Origin of the sequence: Formicincola oecophyllae (genome assembly GCF_006542395.2) — a bacterium.
Taxonomy (GTDB): domain Bacteria; phylum Pseudomonadota; class Alphaproteobacteria; order Acetobacterales; family Acetobacteraceae; genus Formicincola; species Formicincola oecophyllae.
On the sequence record NZ_CP038231.1, the window covers coordinates 816,408 to 829,092 of the forward strand.

The following is a 12,685-nucleotide window of genomic DNA, read 5'->3' on the forward strand; positions in this document are numbered from 1 at the left end:
GCGGCGACCGCCTTTCCTTAACATAGAATCACCCTTCATATGGGAAGGTTGGGGCCATCTGGTCAAGCCTGCCCCAAGGGCAACGCGGTTGGTGCGGGATGGGAGGCCAGCCAGGCGCGCGCTGCCCCAGCGTCCTGGGTGATTTGGGCTTTCAAAGCCTCCAGGGAGGCAAAGCGCCGCTCAGAGCGCAGCAAGGCGAGCAGCTCCACCTCCAAGGCTTGGCCGTAAATGTCCTCATCAAAGTCGAACAAATGAACCTCAAGGCGGCTTTCGCCATCACGCGCAACGGTGGGACGGCTGCCCACATTGGCCACCCCCCCCAGGGTGCGGCCGTCCATCAACCGGACTCTTGCTACGTAAACACCACGTGCTGGCTCCACATGCAGCCCCAAAGGCACATTAGCTGTTGGGAAACCCAACGTGCGCCCACGCTGGTCACCGTGGACAACCATGCCTTCAATCAGCCAGGGCCTGCCCAGCATGACCGCTGCACGGTCTGGGTAGCCTTCCTGCAAAAGGCGCCTGATACGGCTTGAAGACACAGGCGCCCCCCCTTCCATCAGGGCAGGCGGCACACACAGCCCCACGCCTGAAGCGCTGAGGAGGTCTGTAAGTTCCCCCACAGTGCCAGCCCTGCGGTGGCCAAAAGCGAAATCTGCCCCGCACGCCACATGGCCAACCGCCAACCCCTGCAGCAGCAACCTATTCACAAACCAATCAGGGCTGCAGCGCGCCAAGGCAGTGTCAAAGCGGAACCGAAACACATGGTGAACTCCCAACGCCCCCAGCAACCTGTTTTGAACAGCAGGCCCGCTCAGCCTGAAAGGCGCGTCCTGTGGCCTGAAGTGCGAACGGGGGTGGGGATCAAAGGTCACCACGCCTAATTTCCGGCGTGGCGCCGCATGGGCCAGCGCGTGGAGCAAATGCGCATGACCTTTGTGGACACCATCAAAGTTGCCCAGCGCCACTGCGCACCCTTGCGCGGCCTCGGGCACAGGCCGCACCAGGTTGCCGTGCTGGTCCACAACCAGGTCATGCACCTGCACAGCAGGAGCGGGCACTGCCGCCATGATGGCCGGGGCAGAGTCACATGTTTTATCAGGAGACACGCGCTCACCCCCTGCCTGTGGCAAAAAACGGCCTGGATGGTTGTCTCATGGGGTAGGCAACCTTAAAGCCGTTTAGGCCGCGGGTGGGTGTGTGGGGTCGCTCATGCGGGCGTCAACTTCCTGGGGGCGGTTTTCCGCTGTTTGACCAGGGTGAAGTTGGGCAGGCGGGACCTGGGTACTAACTGGCCCGACAGGTGGCACTTGGTTTCCCTGGCCAGCCTGGGTGGTGGGTTCCTCCACCTCAGCCATGGTTTTCTTAAATGACTTGATGCCCTTGGCAAACTCACCCATGAAACCACTGATTTTGCCTGTGCCGAAAAGCACCAGAACAATGACAGCCAGAATGATCAAATGGCTGGGACTCAAACTTCCCATGGCATGGGGCCTCCGTTCAAACGCATTTGACCATGTGACAAGCTCAGGCGTTCCATGCAACCCCTGCAAAAGCAGAACAGCCAGTTTTCACAAGTCACCCTTGATTTACATCTGGGCCGTTCAAGGCACAATAAAACCAGCGACAGGGTTGCTACGCCGCCCCATGCGCCCTGAAGGGGCCCACCAGACCCTGACGCGCGACCAGTCATGGTGGGGGGAAACGTCAGCCACCGGCACATTGATGTCAATGCGGCCAGGTTCCCAGTGGGCGTGGTCAATATACAGGGTGCGCCCTTCCACCGACCGCACCAGGGCTACATGACCATAAGGCATGGAAGGGCTTGAGCGCAGCACCAGGATGGAACCGGGCACAGGGCGGTTTGTGCGCTGGTAGCGCCCCCGGGCCTGCCACCACCAGCTGGCAGCAGCGCCGTGCAGGTCAACCCCTGTGCGGGCGCGCACATAAGGCGCGCACTGCATATTGTTAGCATAGCCACCTGTGCTGCCTGCACAACCACCCAAGGCCAGTAGGGCGCTGGCGCAACCCACACCAACGAACCGCGCCAGTTGGGTCTTCAAGGCCATGGCACCTTTGCCCAAAGCCCCAGCGCAGAAACGCCATGATTGCACTGTCATGAGAAAGTTCCAGAACGAAATTGCAGGATACGCTCTTCTGCCTCTTCCAAATCCATGTCCAGTACTCGTTGGGCGACATCCATGGCAAAGCCTGCACGCGCAAACACCCCCGTGACGCGCCGCTGCTCTTTCAAGGCTTTCAAATGCGCTGGCTGGCCGTCATCCACCAGGCCCTCCTCAGGGTCCTCAGCCCCCTCTCCCTCCATCTCGGGGGGTGCACGCAGCGCGAAAGGGCCCAGTTTGCGCTTGCGCGCCAAAACCAATGCCGCGGCCAGTTCGCTTTGCTGGCCTGGCCCTGCGACTTCACCCAGGCTTTCCTCCAAGGCGTTTTCCATAGTTTCCGTGCTGACGCCCCGCCCTTTGAGGTGCGCTTTCACCGCCAAGCGCGAACGGCCAGAGCGCGTCAGGCTGCGCGCCCTGGAGCGTGAAAAGGCTGCGTCATCCACCACACCGGCTTTTTCCAGGCTTTCAGCCACAGTGGCGGCCAAGGGCGCTAGACGGGCTGCATGGGCTTGGGCCAGGTCCGCTTCCATGCCAGCACGGGTAGCACGCACTGCCCAGCGTGCCAGGTAACGCTCCAGCATCCCCTCCAAGCTGGCGCGGGTGGCGGCGAAACGTTCCACATGGCGCAAAGCCTGCTCACGCAGGCGATTCTCATCAGGTACGCGGGGAATTTTGGTCCGTCTTGGCTGGGGTCTCTCGCCGCGCTCCAGTTGGGATTTCCCACGGATTCCCTCAGAGCCGTTGGTTGGCGTTTTCCCACCAACTGGAGGGAGGGGAGAGTTTTCTGGCCTTAAAGGTGCCGTCATGGTTTGAAACCTGCCACTGTCCGCACCTAACTTTGGCACCACCTTACCTTGGCAGCCCAGACGAGGCACGGCTTGAACGCTCAACGCTGACTTACAAATGAATATTTGACGGCAAAGTGCGCCTTAACGCAAACTCACCTCCTGATTTGCCCAGCCAAGCCCCCTGCAATGGACAGGTCCCTTGGTGAAGAGCGCGTCAGAACCTCCCCTGGTGGTTCCCTTAAAGGCCCTGCCCTAAGCGGGCCATGGGGCGCCACTTTTTCATTCCCCCCGCTAGTGCGTTGCCAACCACAACCGCCAACGCCAGCTCATGCGGGACTACAAGGTCTTTCCAGGACATGTCTTCAAAGCTGATGCCCAATTACAACCGTTTTGACCTCGCATTCGCGCGGGGCGAGCGAGCTTGGCTCATCACTGAAGAAGGGCGACGATACCTTGATTTCGGAGCAGGCGTGGCTGTTGCCAGCCTTGGCCATGGCCACCCAGCCTTGAAAAAAGCACTTCAGGACCAGATGGAGCGTGTCATGCATGTCTCCAACCTCTACCGCATTCCGGAAGGGGAAGCGCTGGCCAAAACCCTCACAGATAATTCCTTTGCCGATGCCGTCCTGTTCTGCAATTCAGGCGCTGAGGCTAATGAAGGGCTGGTGAAAGTCATGCGCCGCGCCCAATATTGTGAAGGCCACCCAGAACGCACTGACATCATCTGCTTCAAAGGGGCTTTCCATGGCCGCACCCTTGGCATGATCACGGCCACAGGCAACCCCCATTACCAGGAAGGCTTCGGCGAACCCGTTGCAGGCTTCATCCATGTGCCGTTCAATGACCTGGAGGCCGTCAAGGGCGCCATCACCCCCCAGACGGCAGGCATCCTGTTGGAACCCATCCAGGGGGAAAGCGGCATCACCCCAGCCACCACGGCTTTCCTGCAAGGGTTACGCCAACTTTGTGATGAAAACGGGATTTACCTGGGCATAGACGAAGTGCAGACTGGCATTGGGCGCACTGGCAAGCTGTTCGCCCATGAACATGCCGGCATCAAGCCAGACATCCTCAGCTGCGCCAAAGGGCTGGGTGGAGGGTTCCCTGTGGGGGCTGTTCTGGCGCGCCAGGCATTGGCGCGCCACCTGACCCCCGGCACCCATGGCAACACCTTTGGCGGCAACCCCATGGCCTGCCGCGCTGGCAGTGCCGTGCTGGAAACCATTCTGGCCCCTGGCGAGCTTGAACGCATTACTAAGGTGGGCACGGCTTTTGGCGCCATGCTGGAGAAACTGGTGGCAAGCCATCCCCAGGTCTTCACAGAGGTGCGCGGCCAAGGCTTGATGCGTGGCTTGAAATGCATCCCGCCCGTTGCCGAGGTGCTGAAGGCCGTCATGGATGAAGGGCTTTTGGCGGTGGGTGCCGGCAACAACGTCCTGCGCCTTGTCCCCCCCCTCATCGTGACGGAGGAGGACTGCCGCGAAGCCACCAGACGCTTGGCCCAGGCCGCAAACGTGCTTGAGAGGCACATGGCCACAGCCACCCAACCCCAGAACGCCTGATTCAACAGGAGCATTCCTGCATGACCAAAACCGCCCCCGTTTCCCGTCCCGTCCATGCTGCTTCCGCCCCCTCCCAGAAAGCGGCCACCGCTGGCGCCAAGACCCCTCCGCGCCATTTCCTGGACCTCAAGGACCTGACCAAAGCTGACGTGCGCGACATCCTGGCTCGTGCAGCCCACGTCAAGAAGCTCCAAGAAGGCCGCAGGAAGCCACTCCACCCCAACACACCGCTGGCTGGGCGCACGCTGGGCCTGATGATGGCCCAGCCTTCCACACGCACGCGCGTCTCCTTCGAAGTTGGGATGAAGCAGCTTGGGGGTGCCGTCTCCGTTCTGGCGCCCGGCGACATGCAATTAGGGCGCGGGGAGAGCATCGCTGACACAGCGCGCGTCCTGTCACGTTTCCTGGATGTTCTGGTCCTGCGCACCGTCAAGGATGAAGACTTGCGCGAACTGGCCCGCTGGAGCGAAGTGCCCGTCATCAATGGCCTGACACCCGTTTCACACCCCATCCAGATTCTGGCTGACGTCATGACGTTTGAGGAGCACCGCGGTCCCATCGAAGGCAAAACCCTCGCTTGGGTGGGGGATGGCAACAATGTCGCCACGTCCCTCATTGAAATGGCAGCCCTGCTGGGCTTCAAGCTGCGCTTGGCCACGCCAGCTAGCCATGAACCCTCACCAGCAGCCCTGGCCTGGGCGCGCGCCCATGGGGGCGATGTGACCACCACCCACGACCCGCGCGAAGCGGTGAAAGGCGCTGATGCCGTCATCACCGACACATGGGTCAGTATGGGTGATGAAAATCGCGATGAACGCATCAAGGCCCTCTCCCCCTACCAGGTCAACAGTGACCTCATGGCGCTGGCGGCCCCAGGTGCGCTGTTCATGCACTGCTTGCCTGCCCATGCTGGTGAAGAAGTCACGCAAGAGGTCTTCGACAGCCCCGCCAGTGTTGTGTTTGACGAGGCTGAAAACCGCCTCCACAGTCAAAAGGGACTTTTGCTCTGGTGCCTTGAGCAGCAGCCCTGAGGTCAAACGCACCCAGCCTGCGGGCTGCCAGGGCATTTCCTGCCTTCAGCCCAGCTTCAGACAACGCCTGATAAACTTTTCAAGGAAAACACAGCCATGGCCCATCACGACCCTGCCTGCAGCACCCATCATCACGGTGCCCACGCTGATGAAACCATCGACTTGACCGTTGCGGACGGTGTGCTGCCATTCCATTTGGCAGCAGCGCCTGCCCGGGGGCGCGTCGTGCGGCTGGGGCCATTAGCCCAGGCTATTCTGGGGCGCCACAATCTGCCTGCACCTGTCCTGGGCTTGGGGGCGGAGGCCCTGGCGCTGGTGGCCGGCATGGCCAGTACGCTGAAATTCGCTGGTTCCTTTTCCCTACAAGTCAAGGGGGATGGGCCTGTGTCACTGTTGGTGGCTGACTGCACCTCTGAAGGGGGCATGCGCTTCACAGCGCGCATGGATGAAGCGTGGCAGGCCAACCCAACCCCCCTCTCCGATAAAGCCAATGAATTGCTGGGCAAAGGCTACCTGGCCTTCACCATCGACCAGGGCCCCGACACGGAACGCCACCAAGGCATTGTGGAACTGAAAGGCGAAAGCCTGGCTGCCATGGCTGAAGGCTACTTTTCCAGCAGCGAACAGCATCCCTGCTGCATCCAGCTTTACCAATGCCATGACGAAGGCCACGGCTGGCAGGGGGCTGGCCTTTTCATGGAGCGCACCCCCCTTGAAGCGCACCAAGCGGCGCCAGGCACCACAACGCCAACTGACGCCCTCTCATCAGATGAGCTGCAAGCGCGCGCCCAAGATGGCTGGGAAACGGCCGTCACTTTCGCACGCTCTCTCAAGCAGGGGGAGATGTTTGATGATGCCTTAAGCAGCAGTCAAATCCTCCACAGGCTGTTTGGCACATTGGGGGTGGCGGACGGTCAGCCACGGCCTCTCTCCTTCGCCTGCCGTTGCTCGCGTGAACGCCTGAAATTGATGCTGGAACGCTTTGAAGCCCAGGAACTTGACGAAATGGCCGACAATGGGGTCATCACCATGGATTGCGGCTTCTGCAACACCAAATACCGTTTCGACCGCAACACCGTGACAGGCACAGCCAACAAAGCTAGCCAAGACGCCCCCAACCCTGTTGACAAAAAAACGCACTGACAACCCCCAGTGCCTTGCATGGCAGCGCAAGCTGGCGTGCAGGGGCCAGCTGAGGTTAGGGTAGATGGTCATGGCTTCATCACAGCGCCCATCCCCAACACCACCCCACGATCCCAATGCAGTGTCTGATGGAGCCCCATCCCAGGCAGCTCAGAGGGTAGACGCGCTTGGGGATTCTCTTGAAGAAGCTGGGCGTGGTGATAGTGGCGCGCCTGCTGAACAGGAAAGCGCGCTTAACAGGCGCAGCTTCAGCCTGCTTGGGGCAGCTGTGACAACAGGCGTTGGCCTGGCGGCGGCCCTGGCTGGCGGCGAGGTGACCTGGCGCCTTGCACATTGGGCCGATGAACGCATGGCAGCCGATGGCCAATCCATGCCCAACAGCTTGGCCCCTGTGAAAGCAGCGCCCTACGTGCCGCGCTACTTCATTCCAGCAGAACTGGCTTTGGTTGAAGCCATGGCCGAACGTATTTTTCCTGAAAACGCTGATGGACCCGGCGCCAAGCAACTTGGCGTTGGGCCCTTCATCGATGGCCAGCTCTTCTCCCCCTGGGGGTTTGCGGCGCGCTGGTACATGAAAGGTCCCTTCGTTTCAGGTCCGCCCCAGCTGGGCTACCAGCTTCCCTGGACGCCACGCCAGCTTTACCGGCTGGCCTGCGGTGCGCTTGACAGGCATTGCCTTGCCCAAGAAGGGGTGGTTTTTGCGCGCCTGCCCCCAGAACGTCAGGACGCCGTCATCACTCTCCTTGAAGCAGGGGCACTCATGTTGGATGGCGTACCTGGCAAGGTCTTTTTCGAACTTGTGCGCGGCAATACCCTTGAAGGCGCTTTCGCTGACCCCCTCTATGGCGGTAACCGCCACATGGCAGGGTGGAAAATGTGCGGCTTCCCAGGAGCGCGAGCTGATTTCATGCTTTGGGTCAACCAAAATGGCGCCCCCTACCCCTTCGGTCCTGTCGCTATTCCGCCTTACCAGCATGTTCACGGCCTACATGAGGGAACCATGGTGATCGACATGCCCGTCCTCACATCAGACCTTGAGGAATATGACGCTGACAACCCGGGGAACACCCCATGAGCCTGCCCCTTCCTGAAGATAACCAGCCCCTTGCCGCCATGCCGCGCAAAGCGGACGTGGTCATTGTAGGCAGTGGATGGGCAGGTTCCATCATGGCGCATCAGTTGCACAGGGCTGGCCTGTCCGTTGTGGTGCTTGAACGGGGCCCCATGCGTAAAACAGCCATTGACGGGGCCTACCCCTATTCAATTGATGAACTGCGCGCCAATGTGCGCAAGCGCCTTTTTGAAAACCTGGCCCCCCAGACCGTCACCATCCGTAACACCCCCCACCAGCAGGCGTTGCCTTACAGGCAATTGGGAGCGTTCCTGCCTGGAACAGGCCTTGGCGGGGGCGGGTTGCACTGGGCTGGTTGCATGTTCCGTGCCATGCCAGATGACCTGCGCCTGCGCAGCGCCATCATTGAGCGCTATGGCCGCAAATTCATCCCTAAGGACATGAACCTGCAGGATTACGGCGTCACCTATGATGAGCTGGAGCCCTTTTTCAACCAAGCTGAATATGTGTTCGGCGCTTCAGGTGAAGCCTGGACAGTGCGCGGCAAGCGTGCAGGCAATGGCGACCCTTTCGCGCCAGACCGTTCCAAGCCTTTCCCCCTTCCCCCCCTGCGGGAAGTCTATTCAGCCGCCCTGTTCCGCAAAGGTGCAGCCGCCTGTGGCTACCACCCTTATGTTATCCCAGCGGCCAATGCCTCCAGACCGTACACCAACAGCTATGGCTGCCAGCTGGGGCCATGCAACTTCTGTGGCTATTGCAGTGGCTATGATTGCTTCCTCTACTCCAAGGCCTCCCCCAACATCTGCATTTGGCCTGCCCTTTGGGGAAAAAAGAACTTCACCCTGCGCACGGACGCCCATGTCCTGAAGGTGGATTTGGCTCGCTCTCCAGCTGGCCAAGGCTTGAAGGAAGCCAAGGCCGTTGAATGGTATGACGGGGAGACAGGCACCCATCAGCGCACAGAGGCAGGCATGGTCATCTTGGCCGGGTTCCAGCTGAGCAACGTCCACCTCATGCTGCTTTCAGGCATTGGCCAACCTTATGACCCTGTGCGCAACACAGGTGTTGTTGGGCGCAACTTCGTTTACCAAACCATTACGTCCTCACGCGTGTGGCTGCGGCCAGACCAGCACACCAACCAGTTCATCGGCGCAGGCGGCGGCGGTGTTGCGATTGACGACTTCAATTGCACCAATTTCGACCATGGCCCGCTTGGCTTCATCGGTGGCAGCCCCATTTGGGTCAATCAATCAGGCCTCAAACCCATAGAGGCCATGACGGGCGCTGGCGGCCATGGGCAGCCCCGTTGGGGAAGTGACTTCAAACACCAAGCGCTTGAGACCTACCGCCACTCCATTGGCATGGATGCCCATGGCAGCAACATGGCTTACCGCGATGTTTGGCTGGACCTTGACCCCACCTGGAAAAACGACTGGGGCCAGCCTTTGATGCGCATGACCTTCACATGGCATGACAACGACATCCGCATGAACCGCTTCGTCACCAGCCACATCCCACGCATCGCCGAAGCCATGGGCGCAGTGCGTGTTGAGGTGGGCTCCCTCAAACCAGGGGAACCATTTGACGTCACCCAGTACAAGACCACCCATTTGGCGGGTGGCGCCGTCATGGGAACAGACCCACGCACAAGCGCCCTCAACCGTTACCTGCAGTGTTGGGATGTGCCCAATGTTTTCGTGGTGGGTTCAAACGCCTTTCCGCAAGGCATGGGCTACAACCCCACTGGCCTTGTCGCGGCGCTGGCTTACTGGAGCGCCCACCACATCGTGACGGACTACCTCAAAAATCCACGCCCCCTGTGCGGTAGGGGCGTTTCCTCATGAAGGCGCGCATGGAAAAGCTCCGCACCATTAAATTGGGGCAGTCATTGTGGATGTTGCCAGCCCTGGTAGCAGCGCTTGCGGGGCCTGCGCAGGCGCAAAACCGCAAAACTCCGCCACCACCCCCAACCACACGCCAAGTCCAGCCAAACCATGAAGCCCTGGTGGCGGAAGGGGCCTATGTTGCCACCGCCAGCGACTGCTCAGCGTGTCACACCTTGGCAGGCCATGCCCCTTACAGCGGCGGGGTAGGATTCCCCCTGCCCATAGGCACCATCTATGCCCCCAACATAACGCCTGACCCACGCTACGGAATCGGCACTTACAACGAGCGTGACTTCGCCCGTGCCGTGCGTGAGGGCATCCTGCCCAATGGGGTCACGCTCTACCCCGCCATGCCCTACCCCTCCTACGCGCGGATGACAGACCACGACATCCATGCGCTTTATGTTTATTTCCATGACGGCGTGAAGCCTGTGGCGCAGGCCACGCCTGCCAACACGCTGCCATGGCCGCTTTCCATGCGCTGGCCCTTGACCATATGGCGCTGGCTGTTCGCGCCGACCCCCCGCCAGGCAGCACGCGCCACGGCAGCCGGCATGGGAACGCCCCAGCTCAAACGCGGCGCCTATCTTGTGGAAGGCCCTGGCCATTGTGGCGCCTGCCACACGCCACGCAGCTTGTTTCTGGCGGAAAAGGCGCTGACCCCCCAGGGGGGGGACAGTTACCTCTCAGGGGGACAGGTCATTGATGGCTGGCTGGCCCCCTCCTTGCGCGGCGGCAACCGCACTGGTCTGGGGCGCTGGAGCGTTGATGACATCGTGACGTTCCTGCGCACTGGACGCGCCGCGCCAGGGGCCGCTTTTGGCAGCATGACGCCCGTCATCACCCACAGCACCCATGCCATCCACCCTGAAGATCTGAAGGCCATGGCGGTTTTCCTGAAAACACTGCCTGCCGCCCACCACCACAAGCCATGGCACTATGACCCCCAGGCGCTGATAGCGGTCCAGCAAGGGCGCCTGACCAGCAAAGGCGCCCAGATTTACCAGGACCGCTGCGCCGCTTGCCATGGCACGGATGGGCGCGGCTTCACAACAGACGGCATGAGCGTGTTCCCGCCTTTAGCCGGTAACCCCGTGGTGCTCTCACGCAACCCCATTTCCCTTGTCCACATCGTGCAGTCAGGCGCTGCCACCCAACAACTGCCAGAGAGCCCCTCAGGCTTTGCCATGCCCGCTTATGGTGAACGGCTGAGCTATGAGGAGATCGCCGCTGTGTTGACCTACATCAGAAAAAGCTGGGGCAACCATGGCCATACCGTCAGTGAAGCCAAGGTGCGCAGGCTGGCACGTTCAGCCCCCCCTTCGCCCACATCAGCGGAACTGCCCAAAAACTGAGGTTAACCCCTTCACGGCCAACGGTCAGATCACAAAGGCTATGGGTTCCTCCGTGGCTGGCTTGAGGCCAGCTTTGCGCGCCTTGATCACCATGTCATCCAATGTGGTGGTGGCTAGGAGCTTCTTCACGCTGTCATTCAGTCCCTCCCACACAGGCACCATAACCACCTGGAACAAGCTGTCTTGGCGTGGCCTGCTCAACGGCGTTTGGGTGCTGACGCAGTCAGCGATGTTCTCAAGGGTGATGAGCCTGGCTGAACGCGCTAGGCGGTAACCACCCCTGGGACCACGCACACTTGAAAGCAAGCCACAGCGGGCCAGGCTTTGCAGAATGGGTTCTATGCCGCGCCGTTGCAGTCCCCCACGCGCAGCAATGTCGGAACCACTGACTACCCCCTCACGCCCACCATGGAAAGCGATGTCAAGCATGATGGCCAGCGCCGTGAGCACGCGTTCATTTTTTATGAGCATAGCTGCCAGATCCCATCAATAACGAGCAATGAATGTTGACGTGAACGCCAAGTTGGCGTTCCTATTATGCACGCGACAGCGGGGGATGGCCACATCCCACGATTGATTCACGTATTATGAGATGAACCCCTGTTTCTCAAGCCACCGTTTTTCAATCCCGCTTCATCCAGCCAGGAGAGCTGCCATGACCCCTTCATCCCCATCCACCAACACGGCCTCCCCCCAACCTGCCAGTGCCACCTTCGCCAAACCACGCGGGCGGGTTTACGATTCCATTCTGGAAACGGTTGGCGGCACACCATTGGTGGCCGTGCCACACCTTTCCAAGAAAGAGGGCCTGAAAGCGCGCTTGCTGCTGAAACTGGAATTTTTCAACCCGTTGGCGTCTGTCAAGGACCGTATTGGCGTGGCCATGCTCAAGGATGCTGAAGCCAAGGGCCTTATCACCCCAGGCAAAACCACCATTGTGGAGCCAACGTCAGGCAACACGGGCATTGGCTTGACATTCGCTGGTGTGGCCATGGGTTACCCTGTTATTGTGGTCATGCCTGAAAGCGCCTCCATTGAACGGCGCAAAATGATGGCCCTTATGGGGGCCAAGCTGGTGCTGACCCCAGCTGCTAAAGGCATGGCTGGCGCTATTGCCAAAGCTGATGAAATCGTCAGCCAAACCCCAGGCGCCTGGAGCGCTGGACAATTCGTCAATCAAGCCAACCCTGCCATTCATGAAGCCACCACAGCCCAGGAAATCTGGGTGGACACCCACGGCACGGTTGATGGCGTCATTGGGGGCATTGGCACAGGTGGCACCTTAACGGGCATTGGCCGTGGATTGAAGAAACACAACCCCAACATCAAAATCATTGGCATTGAGCCACGCGAAAGCGCTGTCCTGCATGGGGATGCCCCAGGCCCACACGGCATCCAGGGCCTGGGTGCGGGTTTCAAGCCAGACACGCTGGACCTTGATTACGTTGACGAGGTGATGACGGTCTCCGAACAGGAGGCTCTTGCAACCGCCAGGATGAGCGCCCGCACTGAAGGCATTCCCATAGGTATTTCAGGGGGTGCAGCCCTTTACGCCGCCATGGAGGTAGCCCGTAAGCCTGAATGGGCTGGCAAGACCTTGGTGGCCATCATCCCCTCTTTCGCAGAGCGTTACCTTTCCACCAAACTGTTTGATGAGGCAGCCTGACCTTTCACCAACCAACCCAGCTTGGCCTGGCAAAGGCGCCGTTCAGCGGCTAGGCCTGC

At 60.4% G+C, this 12,685-nt stretch carries 12 protein-coding genes; 7 read left to right on the forward strand and 5 right to left on the reverse strand.

The genetic code is table 11. The features are described from left to right. Positions 1-62: 62 nt before the first annotated feature. The 4 genes from ribF to E3E12_RS03660 form a co-directional block, all read right to left on the reverse strand. Positions 63-1,109 (reverse strand): riboflavin biosynthesis protein RibF, encoded by a 1,047-nt coding sequence (ribF, locus tag E3E12_RS03645; RefSeq protein ID WP_240810562.1) that lies wholly within the window; start codon positions 1,107-1,109, stop codon positions 63-65. 72 nt (positions 1,110-1,181) lie between these two features. Next, complete coding sequence (tatA, locus tag E3E12_RS03650; protein WP_141443098.1) at positions 1,182-1,484, reverse strand: twin-arginine translocase TatA/TatE family subunit; 303 nt, start codon at positions 1,482-1,484, stop codon at positions 1,182-1,184. Positions 1,485-1,604: 120 nt separating this feature from the next. Beyond that, positions 1,605-2,069 (reverse strand): CHAP domain-containing protein, encoded by a 465-nt coding sequence (locus E3E12_RS03655; RefSeq protein ID WP_141444046.1) that lies wholly within the window; start codon positions 2,067-2,069, stop codon positions 1,605-1,607. Positions 2,070-2,116: 47 nt separating this feature from the next. Then, the gene (locus E3E12_RS03660) at positions 2,117-2,929 is read right to left on the reverse strand and encodes a regulatory protein RecX (RefSeq protein ID WP_141443100.1); all 813 of its coding nucleotides are present in this window, start codon (positions 2,927-2,929) and stop codon (positions 2,117-2,119) included. 338 nt (positions 2,930-3,267) lie between these two features. On the opposite strand from E3E12_RS03660, the gene E3E12_RS03665 reads away from it, so the two are divergent. The 6 genes from E3E12_RS03665 (at position 3,268) to E3E12_RS03690 (ending at position 10,960) form a co-directional block, all read left to right on the forward strand. Continuing rightward, entirely contained in the window at positions 3,268-4,473 is a 1,206-nt protein-coding gene (locus E3E12_RS03665; protein ID WP_141443102.1) for an aspartate aminotransferase family protein, read from the forward strand. 20 nt (positions 4,474-4,493) lie between these two features. Then, complete coding sequence (gene argF / locus E3E12_RS03670) at positions 4,494-5,504, forward strand: ornithine carbamoyltransferase (protein WP_141443104.1); 1,011 nt, start codon at positions 4,494-4,496, stop codon at positions 5,502-5,504. 96 nt (positions 5,505-5,600) lie between these two features. Next, a complete protein-coding gene (hslO, locus tag E3E12_RS03675) occupies positions 5,601-6,647 on the forward strand; it encodes an Hsp33 family molecular chaperone HslO (protein ID WP_141443106.1) in 1,047 nt (348 codons plus the stop codon). Between the two features lie 70 nt (positions 6,648-6,717). Then, complete coding sequence (locus E3E12_RS03680; RefSeq protein ID WP_240810564.1) at positions 6,718-7,722, forward strand: gluconate 2-dehydrogenase subunit 3 family protein; 1,005 nt, start codon at positions 6,718-6,720, stop codon at positions 7,720-7,722. Continuing rightward, complete coding sequence (locus E3E12_RS03685) at positions 7,719-9,563, forward strand: GMC family oxidoreductase (protein WP_408869932.1); 1,845 nt, start codon at positions 7,719-7,721, stop codon at positions 9,561-9,563. Before E3E12_RS03680 ends, E3E12_RS03685 begins: the two co-directional genes overlap by 4 nt. Next, the gene (locus tag E3E12_RS03690; protein ID WP_240810565.1) at positions 9,560-10,960 is read left to right on the forward strand and encodes a c-type cytochrome; all 1,401 of its coding nucleotides are present in this window, start codon (positions 9,560-9,562) and stop codon (positions 10,958-10,960) included. Before E3E12_RS03685 ends, E3E12_RS03690 begins: the two co-directional genes overlap by 4 nt. Before the next feature lie 24 nt (positions 10,961-10,984). Here the strand turns inward: E3E12_RS03690 and E3E12_RS03695 are convergent, their stop codons facing one another. Further along, complete coding sequence (locus E3E12_RS03695; protein WP_141443108.1) at positions 10,985-11,431, reverse strand: RrF2 family transcriptional regulator; 447 nt, start codon at positions 11,429-11,431, stop codon at positions 10,985-10,987. 184 nt (positions 11,432-11,615) lie between these two features. Here E3E12_RS03695 and cysK point away from each other — a divergent pair, with 184 nt between their 5' ends. Further along, complete coding sequence (gene cysK / locus E3E12_RS03700) at positions 11,616-12,626, forward strand: cysteine synthase A (protein WP_141443109.1); 1,011 nt, start codon at positions 11,616-11,618, stop codon at positions 12,624-12,626. Positions 12,627-12,685: the final 59 nt, after the last annotated feature.